This window comes from Flavobacterium panacagri (assembly GCF_030378165.1).
Taxonomy (GTDB): Bacteria; Bacteroidota; Bacteroidia; order Flavobacteriales; family Flavobacteriaceae; genus Flavobacterium; species Flavobacterium panacagri.
The window spans coordinates 4,863,750-4,886,862 of sequence record NZ_CP119766.1 but is presented as its reverse complement, the minus strand read 5'-3'; the positions used below and the strand labels follow the sequence as shown (position 1 = coordinate 4,886,862).

Genomic DNA, 23,113 nt, shown 5'->3' with positions numbered 1-23,113 from the left:
TTTTTTTTATTATATTTAAAGTGTAAAAAATACACATAACCATAAAACAATGAAAAAAACTAACTTACTAGCCATGATGATGGGAACATTTTTCCTATCAATTGTATCTACCGCACAAACCAAACCATTTCAAAAAGAAGAATTTAAACAATGGGCTCAGACACCACCGATGGGTTGGAACAGCTGGGATTGTTACGGGCCGACTGTTGAAGAACATGAAGTAAAAGCCAACGCCGATTATATGGCAAAAGAGCTGAAGAAATTTGGCTGGGAATATGTCGTAGTGGATATCCGATGGTTTGTCGAAAATGACAAAGCAGGTGGATACAATCAAACGGATCCACGTTATGTGATCGATCAGTACGGAAGATATCTTCCTGCTGTAAACCGATTTCCTTCAGCAAAAGACGGGCAAGGTTTTAAACCGTTAGCCGATTATATTCATAAAAAAGGATTGAAATTTGGAATTCATATTATGCGTGGTATTCCGAAAAAAGCGGTTGAAGATAAAATGCCGATTAAAGGAACAAACGGAATTACAGCAGATCAGATCTATTCAACAGCATTACAGTGCGAATGGTTGAGAGACAATTATACAGTTGTAGCGGATAAACCGGGAGCTCAGGAATATTATAATTCTATCTTTGAATTGTACGCACAATGGGGAGTAGATTTTATTAAAATTGATGATTTATCAAGACCTTATCACGAAGGCGAAATCAATTTGATTAGAAATGCGATTGACCATTGCGGACGCAAGATTGTATTAAGCACGTCGCCAGGAGAAACACCAATTTCTGCTGCACAGCACGTAAGTACACATGCTAACATGTGGCGTATGGTTGATGATGTTTGGGATACTTGGCCGCATATCACACATTTAATGGATGTAGCACAAAAATGGTACCCATACATTGCACCGGGAACATGGCCAGATTGCGATATGATTCCGTTAGGACGTATTTCGATTAGAGGAGAACGTGGCAACGACAGAATGACTCGTTTAACAAAAGACGAGCAATATACTTTAATTACATTTTTCAATATCTTCAAATCGCCATTGTTTTTTGGCGGAGATTTACCAAGTAATGATGCTTTCACTTTATCATTATTGACGAATAAAGAAGTTGTAAAAATGCATAACGAAAGCACGGCTGTAAAACAACTTTTCCAGCAAGACGGAAAAATTGCAGTGACTTCAAAAAATGCAAAGGACGGAAGTGTTTATTTGGCGCTATTCAATATTTCAGATAAGGACTCAGAGAAAGTATCTGTAAATCTTTCAGACCTTGGAATTTCAGGTACAGCTGAAGTTTTAAATATGTGGACAGGAGAAAAATCTAAAACAACTTCAAAAGAAATTGGAGCCGATTTAAAACCGCATAGTTCAGTTCTGTATCAATTAAAAAGCAAAAAATAATGAAAAGGTTTTTGCTTGATAGTAGTTTAAAACTGATTCTATCTTTTCTTATTATTTTTGGAATATCTGGATTTAACATCAAAACAAATGATAAAAATCCAGATAAAGTGTATTTGTTTGCTTATTCTACTGTAAAAAATAATGGAAAAAACGGACTTCATTTTGCATGGAGTACAGATCAGAAAAACTGGTTTGCGATTGGCCCTGAATTCAGTTTCCTAAAATCAGACTTTGGAAGCTGGGGGCCAACGGGAAAAAGTATGTCAGAAGCTTTTTTAGTTAAAGATAATGCTGGAATTTTTCACTGTTTTTGGAGTGTTAGGGATGATGTTTTTGCGCATTCAGAAAGCAAAGACTTGATCAATTGGGGAAGACAAAATTATATTCAGGGAATGAAAAATTTTGTTGGAAAAGGCGAAGATAAATCGGTAATTCTAAATGTTCAGGTCAGCCAAAAAGAAGGGCAATATCTGGTTCACTTTAGCGAAAGCGGGAAAAATTATTATACTGCCACAAAAGATTTCCAAAATTATACTCCTACTGTAATTGATGCTAATGCTTCTTCATTAAAATTAAGAAATGAAATCAAAATTCAAGGCGAAGTTTTACAAGGAACGATACATCAGGTTAATTGGAGTTTGGTTGACAACATGATTAAAAATATGGAGTCGGTTAAGTTTAGAGATAAACAAAATAATACTTCTCCTAAAAGTGATAGTTTACTTTTCTTAGGTTTAAAACCGGTTAAGGCCGAAATTAAAATAAACGGTCAGGATTCAAAAAAAATCAGCAATATGCTAACGGGGGTTTTCTTTGAAGACATCAATTATGCAGCAGATGGCGGTTTATACGGAGAATTGATTCAGAATCGTGATTTCGAATATTCGCTTCATGATAAAAAAGGAAGAGATGAAAAATGGAATGCTTCAATGGCTTGGAGCGGGAATTTTAAAATTGAAAAAGAGAATCCAATTCATGCTAATAATCCTAATTATGCTGTAATTTCAAAAGGAAGTATTAGTAATTCTGGTTTTGATGGAATTGCGCTTAAAGCGAATGAAAAATACGATTTTAGTGTTTTTGCTAAAGGAACAAAAGCGATTGTTCGTCTGAAAACGGCAAGCGGAGAAACTTTAGCGGAAGCAGCATTTACTCCGTCAAATTCATGGAAGAAATTTAATCTAGTTTTAAAACCTTTAAAAACAGTAAATGATGCTCATTTAGAAATTAGTACCAATGGAGAAACTGCTGTTGATATGGTTTCACTTTTTCCGCAGAAAACATTTAAAAATCGTAAAAACGGATTACGTTTAGACTTAGCTGAAGCAATTGCGGAAATGCATCCAAAATTTGTACGTTTTCCAGGCGGTTGTGTAGCACATGGAGATGGATTGCATAATATCTATAAATGGAAAAACACCATTGGCCCGCTTGAAAGCCGAATTGGATCGCGAAATATTTGGGGCTATCATCAATCAATGGGATTGGGCTATTTTGAGTATTTTCAGTTTTGTGAAGACTTAGGTGCGGCGCCTGTTCCAGTTTTAGCAGCGGGAGTTCCTTGCCAAAATTCATCTGATGGAGGATCTGGACAGCAATTCGGAATTCCGATGGAAGATATGGACGAATATGTGCAGGATGTTTTGGATTTAATTGAATATGCTAACGGAAGTGTCAATACCGTTTGGGGTAAAAAACGTGCTGAAGCTGGACATCCTAAACCTTTCAATCTAAAATATGTCGGGATTGGAAATGAAGATTTAATCAGCGATGTTTTTGAAGAACGTTATCGAATGATCGTAAAAGCAGTACAGCAAAAATATCCTGAGATTATAATTATCGGTACTGTCGGGCCATTTTTTGAAGGAACAGATTATAGAGAAGGATGGAGAATTGCCGATGATTTGAAACTACCACTTGTTGATGAACATTATTACCAATCTCCGGGCTGGTTTATCAATAATCAGGATTTTTATGATAGCTATGATCGTTCTAAATCTAAAGTCTATCTGGGAGAATATGCTTCGTGGGGCAATAAGTTTTATAATGCATTAGCCGAGGCATTGTATCTTACAGGTGTTGAACGAAATGGAGATGTGGTTTCAATGGCTTCTTATGCGCCGTTATTAGCAAGAGAAAAACATACGCAATGGAATCCAGATCTCATATATTTTAATGGAAATGAAGTAAAACCGACTGTGAATTATTTCGTTCAAAAACTTTACGGTCAGAATCCTGGCGATATTTATTTGGAGAGAAGTATAAAAGCTTCGGATAATGCTGAGGTTAATAAACGCATTGGAGTATCTGTTGTTAAAGAAAGTATTTCGGGAGATTTGATTATAAAATTGGTTAATGTGCTTCCAGTTGCGGTTACGCCATCAATTGAAATCGCTAATTTGGCTACAACTGAAAATGCAAGTTATACGGTATTAGCGGGAAATCCAGAAAAAACAGATGCTAGACCCATAACTAAAAATGTTACTGTTAAAGAAGCATTTTCAAAAGAATTACCTCCATATTCTTTTACTTTGATTCGTATTAAAACCAAAAAATAAGCTGTTGTATTATTTTCGAAAATACAACAGCAATAAACTTTTTATAAAATGAAAAAATTAAAATTCAGTCTTGTATTCTTGTTATTGACTTCAACTTTTTTACAAGCACAAGATAAACCAAAAGGAATTCCGCCTGCAGTGGCAGAGAAAGATTTAACAGCTTATTTATTCGTATATTTTATTGGAAATAAAGTCGAAGAAGAAGCGGTTAATTATGCCGTAAGTCAAGATGGATATCACTATTACAGTCTTAACGGCAACAAACCTGTTATAGACAGTAAAACAATAAGTTCTACAGGAGGTGTTCGTGATCCGCATATATTACGTGGAGATGATGGCAAAACATTTTATATGGTTTTGACTGATATGACTTCTTCAAAAGGCTGGGACAGCAACCGTGCTATGGTTTTACTAAAAAGTACCGATTTGGTTAACTGGAAAAGCAGTATTGTAAATATTCAGAATACATTTCCAGGAAACGAAAATCTAAAAAGAGTTTGGGCACCGCAGACTATTTATGATGCGAAAGCAGGAAAATACATGATTTATTTTAGTATGCAGCATGCTGGTGGTCCTGATAAAATTTATTACGCTTATGCGAACAAAGATTTTACAGCTTTAGAAAGTGAGCCGAAATTATTGTTTGTTCCAAAATCTGGTAACGCTTGTATTGATGGTGATATTATCGAAAAAAATGGAGAATATCATCTTTTCTATAAAACAGAAACCAATACGCCAGGAATCAAAGTGGCAGTTACACAAGACTTGACTTCAGGAAAATGGATTGAAAATGACAATTATCTGCAACAAACAAAAGATGGAGTAGAAGGTTCGAGTGTTTTCAAACTAAACAATTCTGATGAATATATTTTGATGTATGATGTTTATACCAAAGGAAGATATCAATTCACAAAAACGAAAGACCTAGAAAATTTTAGTGTAATTGATAATGATATTTCAATGGATTTTAATCCGCGTCACGGAACTATTCTGCCGATCACACGTTCTGAATTAAAACGAATTACAGACAAATGGGGAATTCCTGAAAAATTTCCAAAAGTAAATCACAATCCCGTTTTAGAAGGTTATTATGCCGATCCTGAAATTCTTTACTCAAATAAAACAAAGAAATATTATATCTATCCAACAAGCGATGGATTTGACAGTTGGTCTGGTTATTATTTTAAAACGTTTTCATCAGATAATTTAGTAGATTGGAAAGATGAAGGCGTAATTCTTGATCTTAAAAAAGATGTCCCTTGGGGAAATAGAAATGCTTGGGCACCTTGTATTGTGGAGAAAAAGATAAAAGGAAAGTATCAATATTTCTATTATTTTACTGCTGCTCAAAAGGTGGGAGTAGCGGTTTCAGATAATCCAACAGGCCCTTTTAAAGACAGTGGAAAAGCAATTGTAGCCCAAAGACCAGAAGGAATAAAAGACGGACAAGAAATTGACCCCGACGTTTTTACAGATCCTAAAACGAGCAAAAGTTATTTGTACTGGGGAAATATGTATATGGCTGTAGCCGAATTAAATCCAGATATGGTTTCTCTGAAGCCAAATACTCAAAAAATCATAACAGTAAATAATTCTTTCCGTGAAGGAACTTATGTGATTTACAGAAACGGAAAATATTATTTCTTTTGGAGTGAAGATGATACCAGAAGTCCGAAATATAAAGTAAGATACGGAATTTCAAATTCTCCGACTGGACCGTTAGAAATTCCAGAGAATAATATTGTTATTCAAGGAAAACCAGAAGAAGGAATTTATGCAACAGGACACAATTCGATATTACAAATTCCAAACAAAGATGAATGGTACATTGTCTATCACAGATTCTCTTATCCGACAGGAATAAAAATGGGCAATGCAGGAGGTTTTCATCGTGAAGTCTGCATTGATAAATTAGAGTTTAATGCAGATGGAACTATTAAGCAGGTTGTTCCAACACATAAAGGAATAGAAAGTTTAAAATAAGTTTTTATTAGCTCAGAATTTAAAGCCAATTTCAATTAAGAAATTGGCTTTTTTTTTGTCTAAATGCTTCTGTATAAGTTTTTTAGTAATAATAAAGTTTTAAATATTTGATTATTAGTACTTTATTTTTGTTTAAATTTACAAATCAAAAAATAAATAGATTATTTTTTAGTTAAATCACATATCTGCACCAATTTTCCTTTTAGTATTACCTGCCTTTTTAAATCAGTGTATTAGGAATACAATTGCCACTTATCAATTATTTTTTTCGTTTAAGCAATAGTTTTTTCAGAATTCAGCCCAGTCAAAAGGGGCAAGAATTTGTTTCTCTGTTTTTTTATTTCTGTTATAATTTAAAATTGTTAATTCTAATAATTCAATCTTATGAAGAATAAATTACTTTGCATATTTATATTTTTAGGGAGTTTTACTATTTATTCTCAAGTTGGAATAGGTACACCAGTGCCTAATGCCTCTTCACAATTAGAAGTTGTTGCAGCTAATCGAGGAGTACTGATTCCCAGAATAAATTTAACAGCTTCGACAGATACATCTACAATTACTAACGGAAACGTTAATAGCTTACTTGTGTTTAATACCGCAACAGTTGCAGATATAAAACCAGGATATTATTACTGGTTTGACAATAAATGGAATCGAATTGTAGTGTCAGGAGAAACAGCTGTGCCAGCTGGATCTGTTATTTACAATTCGGTTAATCAGACTTTTTCATATATTGATAATTCTGGAAATTCTCAAATAATTGATTTTAGTACAATTGTAAAAGCTAATGAAACTGTAACAAACCAGATTCAAAATACAGCAACAGGAGCAATAACTTACACAAACGAAGCAGGAAATTCAACTACATCCCAAGTGGTAAGTGCTGGTGCGGGTAATTTACTTAAGGTGGGAATTGATGGTGGTGCAATGTTAGATGTTTCTTCAATTCCGGTTGGATCTACGACTGTTTCTAATGCTTCAACTGCCAATACTTCCACAATTACAGTAAATGGAGTAACTAGTTCTGGTGCTCCAATTGTCAATTTAAATGAAACTTCATTATCAGGAACAAGTCTGACTACAACTGTAAATGGAGTTTCGAGTACGGCTTTAGATTTAAGTCCTATTTTAGCTTCTGGCACAACCAATACTTTAGGTCTGGCGGGAAATACACTGACTTCAAATGTAAATGGAGTTTCTTCAACCTCTGATGCTGTGAGCGGAGTTTCCAATACATCGACTGGCAATACAGCAACAGTTACGGTAAACGGAATTACAAGTACTGGTGCTCCGATTGTCAATTTAAATGAAACTTCATTATCAGGAACGAGCCTGACTACAATTGTAAACGGAGTTTCAAGTACGGCTTTAGATTTAAGTCCGATTTTAGCTTCCGGCACAACCAATACTTTAGGTCTGACGGGAAATACACTGACTTCAAATGTAAATGGAGTTTCTTCAACCTCTGCTGCTGTGAGCGGAGTTTCCAATACATCGACTGGCAATACAGCAACAGTTACGGTAAACGGAATTACAAGTACTGGTTCTCCGATTGTCAATTTAAATGAAACTTCATTATCAGGAACAAGTCTGACTACAACTGTAAATGGAGTTTCGAGTACGGCTTTAGATTTAAGTCCGATTTTAGCTTCCGGCACAACCAATACTTTAGGTCTGACGGGAAATACACTGACTTCAAATGTAAATGGAGTTTCTTCAACCTCTGCTGCTGTGAGCGGAGTTTCCAATACATCGACTGGCAATACAGCAACAGTTACGGTAAACGGAATTACAAGTTCCGGCGCTCCGATTGTAAATTCTAATGAAACTTCATTATCAGGAATGAGCCTGACTACAATTGTAAACGGAGTTTCAAGTACGGCTTTAGATTTAAGTCCGATTTTAGCTTCCGGTACAACCAATACTTTAGGTCTGGCGGGAAATACACTGACTTCAAATGTAAATGGAGTTTCTTCAACATCAGATGCTGTGAGCGGAGTTTCCAATACATCGACTGGCAATACAGCAACAGTTACGGTAAACGGAATTACAAGTACTGGTGCTCCGATTGTCAATTTAAATGAAACTTCATTATCAGGAACAAGTCTGACTACAACTGTAAATGGAGTTTCGAGTACGGCTTTAGATTTAAGTCCAATTTTAGCTTCCGGCACAACCAATACTTTAGGTCTGGCGGGAAATACACTGACTTCAAATGTAAATGGAGTTTCCTCAACATCAGATGCAGTCAGCGGAGTTTCCAATGCTTCAACTGGCAATACAGCAACAGTTACGGTAAACGGAATTACAAGTACTGGTGCTCCGATTGTCAATTTAAATGAAACTTCATTATCAGGAACAAGTCTGACTACAACTGTAAATGGAGTTTCAAGCACGGCTTTGGATTTAGCTCCTGCAATTTCGGCATCGCAGACCGTTACTGATTTAGTTCAGACTGCTAGTACTGGAGTTATTACGTATACCAATGAAAGCGGAATCAATCAGACCGCGAATGTAACCAGTACAGATGCAGGAAATATTTTAACTGTTGGAACAGACGGAGGATCTCTATTCACGTCAACATCGCTGGCAGACGCAACTTCTGTCTCTAACGCATCTGCAGGAAACACAGCAACTGTGACCGTGAACGGAAAAACTAGCACAGGCGCACCAATTGTAAACAGTAACGCCTTAACAGCTGTAAACGGCAACTTGATATCAATAGTAAATGGTGTAGCAACAACACCAGAAGTTTCGGTGCTAATTGCAGCGAACAATGGCTTAACTGCGACTAATGGCAACGTACAATTAGATGGAACCTTAATAAAACCAACGACCATAACTACAGATGTTACCAATACATTTGCATTTGCAGGTTTACAAACTGGCAATTCAACAACTGATAATTTTGTAGTAGCTACGTCAACAGGTGTATTGCGTACTATAACTCCTGCTACAGCAAATTTTTGGAGAACGACAGGTAACGGAGGAACAGATTCTACAGTGAATTTTTTAGGAACTACAGATGGACAACCTTTAATGTTTAAAATTAACAATGTAAAAGCTGGAATGTTGTCTCAAACTGGTGCCACAGCTTTTGGACTTAGAGCATTGTCAAATTCGGTAGGTACCAATAATACAGCTTTTGGGCATAATACACTAACAAGTACAGCAAGCGGAACAAGTAATGTTGCTATGGGATATAGAGCTTTAGAAGTTAATACTGGGAATTTTAACACTGCAATTGGAGTAGGAGCGTTAATAGTTAAAACTACAGGTAATCAGAATATTGCAATAGGTAATTCTGCTCTTGGTGTTTTAAACTCTGGAACTGGTAACACAGTTTTAGGTTATCAAGCCGGGATGAACCTAACAACAGGAAATCAAAATATTATTATAGGAAATACTGTCGATCTTTTTCCACTGACTCCTTCAACAGGTGGAAATAACCGATTAAATATTGGAAATGCTATTTTTGGCACAGGAATTAATAATCTTTCAACTTCTGCTAAAGCTTCAAAAATTGGTATTAATATTGATACGCCAACCAACACGCTTCATGTTTCACCTCAAACTATTGGGACTGATGACCCTGTTCGAATTGATGGACTTAGAACAGGAATAGCGACAAATAATTTAGTCGTAGCTGATGCCAATGGAGTTTTAAAAATAATAGCTCCAAGCGATTTAGTTACTGTCAGTAGTGTTTCAAATACATCAACTGGAAATATCTTGAATACAAGGGTAAACGATGTAACTGGCAACAATGTCAATATTATTAATTTAAATGAAACTTCTTTAACAGGAACAAACCTGACAACAACGGTAAACGGAGTTTCAAGTACGGCTTTGGATTTAGCTCCTGCAATTTCGGCATCGCAGACCGTTACTGATTTAGTTCAGACTGCAAGTACTGGAGTTATTACGTATACTAATGAAAGCGGAACCAGTCAGACGGCGAATGTAACCAGTACAAATGCAGGAAATATTTTAACTGTTGGAACAGACGGAGGATCTTTATTCACGTCAACATCGCTGGCAGACGCAACTTCTGTCTCTAATGCATCTGTAGGAAATACGGCAACTGTGACCGTGAACGGAAAAACAAGCACAGGTGCACCGATTGTCAACAATAACTCCTTAACAGCTCTAAACGGCAACTTGGTATCAACAGTAAATGGTGTAGCAACAACACCAGAAGTTTCGGTGCTAATTTCAGCGAACAATGGTTTAACAGTAATTAATGGTAATGTACAATTAGATGGAAGTTTAATAAAACCGAGTACCATTGCTACTAATGCTACAAATACTTTGGCTATTTCAGGTTTACAAACTGTTACAACCCCTACAACAGATAATCTGGTAACAACGGATAGTAACGGAGTCTTACACCAAAGAACGGTAGCAGATGCAGTGGGTACTATAGGTTGGCTAACATCTGGAAATACAGGTACAACAACAAGTAACTTTTTAGGCACGATTAGTAATCAGCCTCTATTGTTCCGCATAAACAATACTCCATCAGGTATGCTTACTACCAGCAATACTACTTTAGGTTATCAGTCCATGAACTCGGCTTCTTTTGAAAGTACCGCTATAGGAGTAGGTGCGTTGGGATCATCAGGAGCTAGTGCTGGAGATAATACAGCAGTAGGATTTAATGCCCTGAATAGATTAACGACTACAGTAGGTAATACCGCAGTAGGCGGGCTGGCATTAAGCAAGTTTATAGGCAGTGCTGCCGGTGGCTGGAATACAGCTGTAGGTTATTTGACACTCGCAGGACCTGGCGGGGCAGCGACTAGTACCGGTGCTTACAATAGTGCTTTGGGATCTACAGCATTGAATGTAAATACCACGGGGAGTAATAATGTAGCACTTGGATATAGTGCACTTGCTGTAAACACTACAGGTTCTAATAATATTGCTGTAGGGGCAAATACTCTTGCTATTGCCACAATAGGCAACTATAATGTAGCTATTGGAACTAATACGGGTACTGGAAATTTGGTTGGTCTTACTACTGGCAACAATAATATATTGATTGGTGGGGCATCTGGGATTAATATAAATGCTTCGACACAAACTGTCAGTAACGAAATGAACATTGGTAATACTTTATTTGGAACAGGTGTAAATGGTGTTGGAGGAGGAACTGCAGGCAGAATAGGTGTTAACACGAATGCGCCAACAGCCACTTTAGATATTAATGGAGCTGCCCGTGTACGTACTTTGCCAGCAGGTGCACCAACAGACAATATCGTTACTGTTGATGCAAGTGGCAATTTAAGAACCGTTTCTCCAACAAGTAGTAGTGCCGTTACGATGAATATTGTGAGAAACACGGCTGATTATACCGTAGATCCTGCAACAGATAATGTGATATTAATAGATGCAGCTTCGAATAATGTGACCGTTACAGTTCCTTCTGGTGTAGCTGTTGGAAGAGTATTTAATATTAAGCGCGTTGACAGTTTTGCAGCTAACGTAGTTACGATCACATTTACAGGTGCAAGTGCTTCGGTTAACGAAACAGATACTTCTATATCGGTTGATATCAAAACAGCCTACCAGATTATTACTGCTGGAAGCGATAAATGGCAAACTATTTCAAAGTTCTAAAAGGAATAGTGTTTAATGAGGCTGGTAATATGCTGATTTTTTAATATTTAATCATCTGTGCCTAAATGTTTTTTGCATATTCTGATAGCCAAAAACACTTTCTTTCCTTTAAAACCCATTTTTAGAATATTATTTGTCTGCCTGTAATTTGTAAGAAAAAACATTTATCATTTCTATTTGTTTAACTTATTGATATTCAATATGTAATAACAATGTCTTAATCTGATATTTTAAAAACGTTTAATGGTAAAAAAATATCGCCTCCTAAACGGAAATTTGCATTTTCTAAAACCCTTCTAACAAAAACAATTAAACATTAGATTTTAAGAAATTAATTTAATCAAGATGAACTTAAAACTACCTAAGAAGTCATTATTTATTCTTATAATTTTTATTATAAGTTTTTTAGGCCATGCGCAAGTAGGAGTTGGAACACTGACTCCTGCTAATTCAGCTCAATTGGATGTAACTGCTACAAATAAAGGTTTACTCATTCCAAGACTATCTTTAATACAAACTACAAATCAAAGTCCGGTTGCAGGTGCCATTACAAATAGTTTGCTGGTTTATAATACAGCGACAGTAAATGATGTGACTCCAGGTTTTTATTATTGGCAAACTGATAAGTGGATTAGATTAATAGGAAAAAGTGACCCTGTTATATTTAATGAAACATTGACTACCCTGACGTATGATGCCAATACCAATAGATTAACCTACAAAGATGAAAACGGCGTTTCAAATGTTTTACAATTGGTTGGACAAGTAGGACCAGTGGGGCCAGTCGGACCGCAGGGACCTCCAGGAATAGCTGGAAATAATGGGGCAAAAGGAGACAAAGGAGATAGTGGAGCACAAGGTATTCCAGGAAACGACGGAGTCGCTGGAGCACAAGGTGGCATTGGTTTAATTGTTGACGGAACTAATACAACAGTAATCGGTTCTGGAACAACCGCAGATCCTTATAAAATCAATACACCTTCAATGCCTGCTGCAACGGTATCTAACACTTCTGCTGGAAACCTGTTAAACACTACTGTAAATGGTGTTACGGGACCAAATGTAACTATAATCAACAGCAACACTTTAACAGCGGTAGATGGAAATTTAGTATCCACTGTAAACGGAGTAGCAACCACAGCATCCGTTCCTGTGCTAATTGCTGCAGACAATGGTTTAACCGCAGCCAACGGCAAGGTACAATTAGGAGGAAGTTTAACCCAACCCACTACCATAACTACTGATAATACCAATACTTTGGCTCTTAAAGGCTTGCAGCAGGGAACTCCATCTGAGGAATTACTTATGGTGGAGCCTAATACGGGTGTCATCAGAAAAATAAGTAGCAACGAGTTGACTGGGGTTATAAAAGAGGAATTTACTGCTTTTAATGGACAGAAGGATTTTTCTACTACACAGCCCATTAGCTCTTTAGATAAAATACAAGTTTTTAGAAACGGTACCGAAATAAATTTTACCGCAACTCCAGGAACTTCCCAATTAACACTGCAGCTATATGCTGATACTAATGGAGGATGTTTGGAAGGCGATCAAATAAAAATTTACCAATGGAGGTAAATAATACATTGATATTAAAATAAAAAAATAATTCTTAAACAATATAGAAATATGTGAAATGAAATAGAAAAAAAGAAAAAAAACAAACAGGATATTTTTTTTAAATATTCATAATAAACAACAGTAACCAATAAATATTAACAAATTTCAATCATGAAAAATAATACAATAAAAAAAACAAGTTTAAAAGCAATTTTCGCACTGTCATTAGCTTTAGCAGGCTTTAATGCTCAGGCACAAGACCAATCGAACGCCATAAAAAAACAAGATCCTACAACTATGGGGCAAATTGGAAATGGTACAGCCGATAGTCAAGGATCTGTGAGGGTAATTGACAATAAAGGGACGATTAAATATTTACAAGTCAAAAATGGAATTACCCAAATAACAAATAATACCGCTGATAGAGGTATTGTAACTACATGGCAATTAGGAGGTACATTAACTGATGACACCTATATTGATGCAAAAGGTGCAAAATTTGCTTTGGACGGAATTACGTTGGTAACTAACGAAACTGCTTCAACTGATGCAACTACCCAATCTGCACATGGTACAGGAACAGGTCTAACTCTTTTAGTACGTAATGAAGCCACAGGTGAAACTATGAAAATGAAATTTGCAGATTTGGTAAATGGAGGACAGACAGTATTACCAGCTACTGAGGGTGCAAATATCACTTTTAACGATGATACTCTTCCAGTAGATAATGTGCAAAAAGTATGGGTATATCGTAATGGCGCAAAATTAGTGGCAGGTCAAGATTATACTTTGGCAGGAACTACTGTAACGGTTAAATATCAGAATACAACAGTTCCTGATGACTATGCTTTTATAACCAATGACAAGATAGAAATTCAGTGGGTTAAATAATTAAGTGCTCAAAAAGCAGTAATTAAATTAGTATTCAATCACTTTTATCTCTCTGTATATTGTAATGCAAGAGAGGTAAAGGTGATTATAAAAAGTAATAATAGATTGATATTCAATTATAAAGCAACCTGTCTAGGTTGCCTTATAAATGTTTTTTTTTTTTCAATGTGTCTAGCGTTTTTTCGATAAAATGTTGTCAGGTTTTTAGTGTTTTTTAGTGTAAATATAGAACTAGGGGGTGTATAAAAAATAGTACTCCAATTAAATGATTAAAAAAATGAATAAGTATTTAGTAATATTGTTGTCTCTTTTATTCCCTTGTGTGCTTTTGGCTCAGAAGAAGGGCATAAGAGTGGTTGATAATAAGGGTACAATTATTTATGTAGATCCAAGCAAATGGTTTCAGGTGGGATCTAATCTATTTAATAAAAACACTGACGGAAATGTAGCCATAGGAATTGATACAACAAATGTGTCGATCAATTCCCGCTTGTATATTAGCAACGGAGGTAGCACCACATTACCTGCATTAAAATTGAATACTCCTTTTGACGGAGAATTGACTGACGATTTGCTTACCTGGAATCCAAGTGACTTTTCAGTTAGAAAAATAGATATTACTAAATTATCACCAAACGACTGGCATTTATTGGGGAATGCTGGAACTGATCCTGCAACTAATTTTTTAGGAACTATAGATAATCAAGATTTATCATTTAGAACTTACAACACCGAAAGAATGCGTATTGCGTCATCTGGCAATATCGGTATAGGTACAGCTGCACCCGCAAACACATTAGAAATTAATTCAATAGCGGCTAATACTTCTGGACTTAGACTGACTAATTTAACATCAGCAAGCCCAGCAGACTTAACCGGAAAAACAATTGGAGTAAATGCTACTGGTGATGTTGTGGTTGTTAATGGCTCTGCTACAACTGTCTCAAATACCTCAGTTGACAATAGTTTAACCACTACTGTAAACAGTCAAACAGGATTACCAGTAACCATAATAAACAGCAACACTTTGACAGCCACAAACGGAAGTTTAATATCAACTGTAAATGGTATAGCAACTCCTTCAGTTCCTGTATTAATTGCAGCAGATAATGCCTTAACAGTGACAAATGGCAAGGTACAATTAGGAGGTACATTGATACAACCTACCACTATAAATACGAATAGCAATAGTTTTGCAATTAGTAACTTGCCAGTTGGAGCACCATCAGACAGACTTGTAGCTATTGACCCTTCAAGCGGGGTTTTAAAAACAGTTACTCAGGCAATGTGGTCTACAATAGGTAACGCAGGTACAACCCCAGGCACTAATTTCCTAGGTACTACTGATAGCCAGAATTTAATGTTTAAAATCTACAATATCCAAGCCGGCTTACTTACTACAAGCAATACTTCTTTTGGTTATCAGTCTTTAATGACAGGTACAGTTGGTAGTGGGATCACGGCCATTGGAGTGAATGCCCTTTCAAAAGGAGGAGACGTGGCAGATAACACGGCTGTTGGGTATGGCGCATTGAAAAATTTAACCAGAACGGTTGGCAATACCGCAATAGGCGGATCAGTACTAGGTAGTTTTACAGGGGTTCTTGGCTCAGGTTCTGGATATGGTTGGAATACCGCTGTAGGATATTTAGCCTTAGTGGGCAATATTTCAAGTGGATATAATACTGCTTTGGGTGCAAGTGCATTGAATAAAACTACAGGCGACAGTAATACAGCAGTAGGGTTTAATGCACTTCAAAACAATACCTCCGGTTCTAACAATATTGCTGTGGGGACAAATGCTCTTAATATTGCCACAACAGGCAATTATAATGTAGCTATTGGTACCAATACTGGTACTGGTAATTTAATTGGTCTTACAACTGGTAGCAACAACATATTGATTGGTGGATCATCAAGCAATATTATAAATGCATCTACACAAACTGTCAGTAACGAAATGAATATCGGTAACACTTTGTTTGGTACAGGTGTCAATGGTGCTGCAGGTGGAACAGGAGGTAAAATAGGTATTAATACCAATGCCCCTAATGCAACTCTAGATGTACAGGGATCACAGGTAGTAAAAGTCACTATTGCTGCTGGCAGTTATACTGTAAAAACGAATGACTATATGCTAGTTGTTCCTTCTGGCAGTAGCTCTGTAAACATTATTACATTGCCATCTGCAGTTGCAAACAAAGGACGTGTACTCTTGATTAAAATAAGTATGATTAATGCAAGTTCAGTTACTGTTAATACCTCCTCAACTACTGAAAAATTTGATGGTAGCTGGCCTGCCAATGCTATTGGTGGTCCAACCCCAGCTGTTCATGGAAGCACAAGCATTGTTCTTAGTAATGCATCTGGAGTTAATGATCATATAACTGTTATTTCTGATGGAACTTCTTGGTATGTGAGTAACTAAAAAACGGGAAATTAAAAGTAGAGTAAAAGCACAACAAATTAAAAAAACGTAGTCAAGCAGCATTTGAAATGGATCTGACCTACTGGTTCAGAAAAATTAGAGAAAAAAATCTCTCATAAAGAATAATTTTAAATATCACTTAAAAAATTGATTATATGAAGATGCAGATAAAATTTGGTGTTTTTTTTATATTTTGTTTTGGGAAAGTTTTTACACAAACTGTCAATACAGGAGTGTTAACAATTGAACCTAATACAGACTTTTCAACCCTTTTTGCTTTTGATAATAAAGCGAGTGGAGATGTTTTGCACAATGGAAATTTTTATGCCTACTCAGATTTTAAAAATGACGGCCTATTTACCTATAGCGATTTATCGAATGGAAAAACTTTTTTTATTGGAAATTCTCAGCAAAAAATAGAAGGATTGTCAACCTCTGATTTTCAAAATATTGAATTTGATAATACTTCGGCTAAAACTCCTTTTTTGTTAACAACTGAAATCGTTATTAATAAACTGGCATCTTTTAAGAGTGGCATTGTCGATAATTCTCTAGATACTGGTAAAGTTATTTTTAATGAAAATGCTTCGCACACAAATACAAGTAATTTAAGTTTTGTCGATGGAAGAGTAGAGAAAAAAGGCTCGGCAAAATTTGAATTTCCTATTGGAGATGTGTATTACAGACCCTCTCTAAATGATGCCAACAGCAACCCTAATAATATTTACACTACCGAATATTTCTTTGAAACGATAGGTATTATTCATCCTTATACTAGCAAAGAAGAAAGTATTATCACTATAGATGAAGTGGAATATTGGAATTTGACTCAGGAACAAGGATCAGATAAAGCAGTTTTGAGTCTTACTTTGGACAAAAACACAACACCAGCTATTTTCTTTCAGGAAAGTGATGATAGGGAATTGGCAATAGTAAGATGGGACGCTCCAACATCTAAATGGATTAACGAGAAAGGAGCAACCACAGATCTTCTTACAGGAGCTGAGTATACAAAACTAATAACTACTCAGGTCAGCGGTTATAGTGTCTTTACAATAGCACTAGTTAAAAAGGAAAATCCAGAACCACCATCTGATGAAATTGTAATTTATAATGCTGTTTCTCCAAATGGAGATGGAATAAATGATACTTTTCACATTAAAGGAATTGATAATTTTCCAAATAACAAAGTCGAAATTTATAACCGTTGGGGTGTAAAAGTATATGATACCAAATCGTATAATGAGAGTGATAATATGTTTAGAGGTTATTCAGAAGGACGTGATACAGTGAAGAAAAATGAAGGGTTGCCAGATGGAACCTATTTTTATATTTTAGAATATGAAAGTGCAGGTAAAACAAAGCGAAAATCAGGGTATCTTTATATCAGCAAGGAGAACAAATAAAAAAAGCGAGGCTTAAAACCTCGCTTCATTATTTATATTTTAATTTATGATGCTTGATCATCTATAGTGGCATCAGGAGCATTTTTCTTTACAGATTCGATTCCGTTTTCTCTAGCGGCAACACTTTCATACATTTCGCTTGAACCAATAATTTGTCCATTTCCAGCTTTTAGATTGAAATATGGTTTTCCGTTTTTGGCTTCTTTTCTATCATAACGGTTATCGTCGCTTGCATTAGTTTTTACAGATTCGATTCCATTATTACAAGCCGCTTTTGTTGTATAACCTTCGCTTGTTAGAATAGTCTGGCCATTACCAGCTTTTAAATTGAATTGAAACTCTCCATTTGTTCTGGTCGTAATTACAAATTTTCCCATGTAGTTTATTATTAAAGTTAGGTAATATATTCATTTTGCTAAAGATAAAAATACAAAACTTAGTCATATAAATCATACATCAGTTTGAAAAAATGATTATCAAAACAATAAAAATGATCAAAAAAGCACTTCCTTTATTAAGTTAAAGTTATATTCCTAAACGAAAATCAGATACACTTTTTTCTTCCAGATTAATTTCTTCAAAGATACTTTGAGTTCCTTTATCTACAGGACACTGTGTGCTAATTCCCATCCAAATTTCTTTTGGATAGTTGTTTTTATACAAACGCACCATCTGCCAGTTTTTTTTATCTAAAGAATAATAACTTGCAACTGTTTTGGTATCCGAAGAGATTTTCATATAAACCGTAGGCTCTTTTACAACATCATGATTATTATCATCAGAAGTGCCCATAGTACGAACCGTTACAATTCTGTGATTGCCCCTTTCGTCTTGTTCAAAGCAGAATTTCTGATAAAAACTGTCATTTACATAAATATATAAAACGCCGGCATTGTACAATCCTTTTTCGGTAAATTTAGGTGTAACTTTAGTCGTTAGCGTAAAAGGTTTGCTATTGTCAACTTTAGACAAAAGCATTGGAGCAGTAGTGTTGGATAGTTTGCCGTCAGGATCAGAGAAATAATCTGATTTTTCTCCAGCTTTAAAGATGATTTTCTCGTTTGCTTCTTTTTTAATTAAAGTATCAGCGCCATTTACTGCTTTAGTAAAATGTATGTTTGACAACTTAATATCACATGGCAAACCATTAACAATTGCAGAGTCTAATTTGGTTTCTTCTTTCATCGTTGTTTTTGCAGTTTCATTTTTGTTATTACAGCTTGATAATACAGAAAGACTCAAAATAGTAATAGCGCTATAAAAAATTGTTTTCATAAATTATTTTTTTGGGATATAAAGTGATATTTTTAGTTTTCCAAAAATAGTGTTGCTTCCAAATAAAGGCAATACGTAAAATTAACCAATTACAATTCGGAATGCTACAAAATCCTTCAATCGAAAATCAATTAATGACCACGTTTTTAGAACAAAAATTTGAGATTGAAGAATCTAATGATATCGAAATGTACAAACAGTTTGTGTCCAATTATGTAAAAATTGAGCAATGTGTAGCCGTTTTATCCGATTATCAAGCCGATTGTAGTTACATATATGCAGGAAGTTTTGGTGCTGTTTTTGGACTTCCGGATGAAAACTCTATAATTGATTCCGCTTTTGAAGAATGTATTTTTACAAAAATAAATGAGGATGATTTAGTGCAACGTCATGTTTTAGAACTTAATTTCTATCAGTTTTTAAAAGGAATTCCAAAAGAAGAATATAGCAATTACAGTACTTTCAGCCGTCTTAGAATGAAAAGTAGTGCAGAAAAAAATATTTATATTAATCATCGAACTATTTATCTTAAAACATTCAACAACGGAAGTATTTCATTAGCCTTGTGTTTGTATCTTCCGTCAACAGATTTACAATCAAGAACCGGTATTGATGAAAAAATCATCAATATTCAGACAGGAGAAGTTATTGAATCTGAAAAGTATAAAAACAATGCAGAAACCATACTTTCTAAAAGAGAAATAGAAGTTTTAAGCAGTGTAGCAAAAGGAAACAAAAGTGAACAAATTGCCTCCGAAATGCATATTTCAGTTTATACGGTTAGACGACACCGACAAAATATTATTGAAAAATTGAAAGTGACCAATACGGCAGAGGCAGTACAGACTGCTTTTGCAATGGGAATTATTTAACTTCTAAAGCTTTTTTGTATTTTTATAATTGCCTGCTAAGGGTTTCAATATTAATTTTGGCAGGTGATAGTATTTTTTATGAAAGAAATCAGCGAAATTCTCAAAGCATATTCAAAAGCAAAATTGGAAGAAAAGAAAACAGCTTTAGCCACAGTAGTTAAAGTTGAAGGATCGTCCTATCGTCAACCTGGAGCTCGCATGCTTGTTACTGAAGATGGTCAGTTAACTGGTGCTATAAGCGGTGGATGTCTGGAAGGAGATGCCCTTCGAAAAGCATTGCTTGCCATTCATCAAAAACAGAATAAACTCATTACATACAATACCAGTAATGAAGATGATGCTGAATTAGGTTTGCAGTTGGGTTGCAACGGAATTGTTCATATTCTTTTTGAATACATTGACGATGAACAGTCAAATAATCCAATACAGCTTTTACAACAATTAGAATTAGAAAGGAAAGAAGCTGTAATTGTTACCGTTTTTTCACTCAAAAGAAATGCTTTTCAAACAGGAACTACTTTATTTTTTAGGAACGACAGTCCAGTCTTAAATCATAATGACGACGTTTTAAATTTGATTGCTTACGCGAAAGAAGTGTTGCAAACCAAAACATCAATAGTAAAAAAACTTCAAACCGGAAATGATAATGAAGCTTTGATTGAATACATTAATCCGCCAATTTCACTTGTAATTGCTGGAGCCGGAAATGATGTACAGCCTCTAGTAAAAATGGCTTCTATATTGGGCTGGAAAATTACTATTGGAGACGGGCGTACCACACATACTACAGAAAAGCGTTTTCCAAAGGCAGATAAAGTTCAAACTGTTAAGTCGGAACAATTTTTGGAAAATAGTATAATTGATGAGCAGACTTATTTTGTTTTAATGACTCACAATTATAAATATGATGTAGCGGTTCTAAAACAACTTTTAGAAACCAATTGTAAATATATTGGAATTCTTGGCCCTAAGACCAAATTAAACCGAATGCTGGATGATCTTGAAAACGAAGGAATAAAGCTTAACAACGAACAATTGGAACGCATCTACAGTCCGATTGGTTTAGATATTGGAGCAGAAACTTCAGAGGAAATTGCGCTCTCAATTGTCGCAGAAATCAAAGCTTTTTCAGCAGGAAAGACTGGTACTTCTTTAAAATATAAATTGGGTAAGATCCATGATGAGGTGCCGCATGAGGGATAAATTTCAAAATAAAACAGGAATCATCATTTTGGCCGCTGGAAATTCTTCCAGACTAGGCCGTCCCAAGCAATTACTAGAATATAAAGAATCGACACTTTTAAAAAACACAATTTCCGAAGCCTTAAAGGTCGAAAATGTATTCGTATTAGTTGTAACAGGTGCAAACCACGAAACTATCGAAAAGGAGCTTAATTTCCCCCAATTAAGAATTTGTTTAAATACAGATTGGCAAAATGGAATGTCATCTTCAATTGTAAAAGGTTTAAGCGAATTATTGAACTTAAACCCCGATTATGAACAATGTATTTTTGCAGTCTGCGATCAGCCTTTTGTGACCAGTTCCATATTTGAAAATCTTATAAAAGAACATCAGATTACCCAAAAAGGAATTGTTGCTTCAGCGTATTCCGAAACTCTAGGAACTCCAGTTTTGTTCCATAAAAAATATTTTAAAGAATTACTGGATTTAAAAGGGCAGGAAGGAGCAAAAAAACTCATTAAAAAATATTCAGAAGATACTGCCTCGATTTCATTTGAAAAAGGCAATATTGATATTGATACTGAGGAAGATTATTTTAAATTGATTTTTAAAGGAGGGGCAAAGTAACAAAGTAACAGAGTAACAGAGTTTTTTTTAATCCTTTTAATCTGTGAATCCCGATAGTTATCGGGAGTGGCAAAAAACTTAACGCCTTAGTGCCTTCGTGGCAAAACAAATTGTTGAGCCAAAGTTAAAACCCGTTCAACCGTAATATCAATTTCTTCATCAGTAGTAAATCGTCCCAAACTAAAACGAATGGAACTCAAAGCTTCTTCATCAGACAATCCCATTGCTTTCAGAACATGTGAAGGCTCCGAAGTAACCGCAGAACAAGACGAACCATTAGAAACCGATATATTCCCCAAAGCCATAATAAGCTGCTCCGAATTCACACCCGGAAAACAAATATTAGTAGTATTATAAATTCGGTTTTGAGTGTTTCCGTTTACGAAAGAGCCTTCGAATTGTAGTAATCCAGATTCGAGTTTATTTCGTAATAGATGAATTCTATTTGAGTCTTTTTCTAATTCATTTACAGCTATTTCTGATGCTTTACCTAAACCGATAATTCCAGGAACGTTGAGTGTGCCACTGCGTAGTTTTCGCTGTTGTCCTCCACCTAAAATCTGAGGAATTAATTTTACTTGGGCTTTCGCCGAAACATACAAAGCACCAACTCCTTTCGGGCCATAAAATTTATGAGCAGACAAAGTTAAAAGATCGATTCCGAAAGCTTTAACATCAATCGGAATTTTACCAACTGCTTGTGTAGCATCACACAAAAAAAACACATTTTTACTTTTGAGTATTTTAGAAATTTCGCTGCTGTTTTGTATGACACCAGTTTCATTATTAGAAAACATTCCAATGAAAATCAGAGTTTTATCGGTTATGGTCTCCTTTAAAAGATTAAGGTCTAAAAGTCCGTCTCTGTCAACCTCTAAATAACTGACTTCAAAACCATTACTTTCCATAAAACCACAAGTTTCAAGAACTGCCTTATGTTCTGTAGAAATAGTGATTATATGTTTTTTATCTTGATTAACTAGACCTTTAATTGCCAGATTGATTGCTTCTGTAGCTCCCGAAGTAAAAATAATTTCTTCAGCGTCTGCATTAATTAAAGCAGCAACTTGCCAAGCAGCATTTTCTACAGCTTCGTTTACCGTTAGTCCTGCAATATGACTGCTTGTAGAATTGGCATACAAATCAGTAAAATAGGGAAGCATAGCATTCAAAACGCGTGCATCAACACGAGTCGTGGAGTTATTATCAAGATAAATATTTTGTTGATGTGACATAAATCAAAGATTAGTCTTGTAAAAATACAATTTTCAGTGTTTAACGACAA

General features: G+C 35.4%; 14 protein-coding genes. 11 read left to right on the top strand and 3 right to left on the bottom strand.

Features of this window, described 5'->3' with window-relative positions:
* Positions 1-49: 49 nt before the first annotated feature.
* The 8 genes from P2W65_RS20915 (at position 50) to P2W65_RS20880 (ending at position 17,871) form a co-directional block, all read left to right on the top strand.
* Positions 50-1,420: a glycoside hydrolase family 27 protein gene (locus tag P2W65_RS20915; protein WP_289660859.1), complete on the top strand. Its 1,371-nt coding sequence runs from the start codon at positions 50-52 to the stop codon at positions 1,418-1,420.
* Positions 1,420-3,978 carry an alpha-L-arabinofuranosidase family protein gene (locus P2W65_RS20910; protein ID WP_289660857.1) on the top strand — a complete coding sequence of 853 codons (2,559 nt, stop codon included), beginning with the start codon at positions 1,420-1,422 and terminating at the stop codon, positions 3,976-3,978. The genes P2W65_RS20915 and P2W65_RS20910 overlap by 1 nt, the downstream gene beginning before the upstream one ends.
* A gap of 48 nt (positions 3,979-4,026) precedes the next feature.
* The gene (locus P2W65_RS20905) at positions 4,027-5,961 is read left to right on the top strand and encodes a glycoside hydrolase family 43 protein (RefSeq protein WP_289660855.1); all 1,935 of its coding nucleotides are present in this window, start codon (positions 4,027-4,029) and stop codon (positions 5,959-5,961) included.
* Positions 5,962-6,345: 384 nt separating this feature from the next.
* Entirely contained in the window at positions 6,346-11,586 is a 5,241-nt protein-coding gene (locus P2W65_RS20900) for a beta strand repeat-containing protein (protein ID WP_289660853.1), read from the top strand.
* Positions 11,587-11,931: 345 nt separating this feature from the next.
* Positions 11,932-13,164, top strand: coding sequence for a phage tail-like protein (locus P2W65_RS20895; protein WP_289660851.1), 1,233 nt, complete (start codon positions 11,932-11,934; stop codon positions 13,162-13,164).
* A gap of 153 nt (positions 13,165-13,317) precedes the next feature.
* On the top strand, positions 13,318-14,037 hold the full coding sequence (locus tag P2W65_RS20890; RefSeq protein ID WP_289660849.1) for a hypothetical protein: 720 nt from the start codon (positions 13,318-13,320) through the stop codon (positions 14,035-14,037).
* 277 nt (positions 14,038-14,314) lie between these two features.
* Positions 14,315-16,465 (top strand): beta strand repeat-containing protein, encoded by a 2,151-nt coding sequence (locus P2W65_RS20885; protein ID WP_289660847.1) that lies wholly within the window; start codon positions 14,315-14,317, stop codon positions 16,463-16,465.
* 155 nt (positions 16,466-16,620) lie between these two features.
* A complete protein-coding gene (locus P2W65_RS20880) occupies positions 16,621-17,871 on the top strand; it encodes a T9SS type B sorting domain-containing protein (protein WP_289660845.1) in 1,251 nt (416 codons plus the stop codon).
* Positions 17,872-17,915: 44 nt separating this feature from the next.
* On the opposite strand, the gene P2W65_RS20875 is transcribed toward P2W65_RS20880, so the two are convergent.
* Together P2W65_RS20875 and P2W65_RS20870 are read right to left on the bottom strand one after the other, a co-directional pair.
* Positions 17,916-18,248: a YegP family protein gene (locus tag P2W65_RS20875; RefSeq protein WP_289660843.1), complete on the bottom strand. Its 333-nt coding sequence runs from the start codon at positions 18,246-18,248 to the stop codon at positions 17,916-17,918.
* 148 nt (positions 18,249-18,396) lie between these two features.
* A complete protein-coding gene (locus P2W65_RS20870; protein ID WP_289660841.1) occupies positions 18,397-19,146 on the bottom strand; it encodes a DUF1349 domain-containing protein in 750 nt (249 codons plus the stop codon).
* A 101-nt stretch (positions 19,147-19,247) separates the two neighbouring features.
* Between P2W65_RS20870 and P2W65_RS20865 the strand changes: the two genes are divergently transcribed.
* From P2W65_RS20865 to P2W65_RS20855, 3 genes are all read left to right on the top strand, one after another.
* The gene (locus P2W65_RS20865; RefSeq protein WP_289660839.1) at positions 19,248-20,018 is read left to right on the top strand and encodes a response regulator transcription factor; all 771 of its coding nucleotides are present in this window, start codon (positions 19,248-19,250) and stop codon (positions 20,016-20,018) included.
* Positions 20,019-20,096: 78 nt separating this feature from the next.
* The gene (locus P2W65_RS20860; protein WP_289660837.1) at positions 20,097-21,221 is read left to right on the top strand and encodes an XdhC family protein; all 1,125 of its coding nucleotides are present in this window, start codon (positions 20,097-20,099) and stop codon (positions 21,219-21,221) included.
* The gene (locus P2W65_RS20855) at positions 21,211-21,828 is read left to right on the top strand and encodes a nucleotidyltransferase family protein (protein ID WP_289660835.1); all 618 of its coding nucleotides are present in this window, start codon (positions 21,211-21,213) and stop codon (positions 21,826-21,828) included. The genes P2W65_RS20860 and P2W65_RS20855 overlap by 11 nt, the downstream gene beginning before the upstream one ends.
* Before the next feature lie 86 nt (positions 21,829-21,914).
* Here the strand turns inward: P2W65_RS20855 and P2W65_RS20850 are convergent, their stop codons facing one another.
* Complete coding sequence (locus P2W65_RS20850; protein ID WP_289660833.1) at positions 21,915-23,063, bottom strand: cysteine desulfurase family protein; 1,149 nt, start codon at positions 23,061-23,063, stop codon at positions 21,915-21,917.
* Positions 23,064-23,113: the final 50 nt, after the last annotated feature.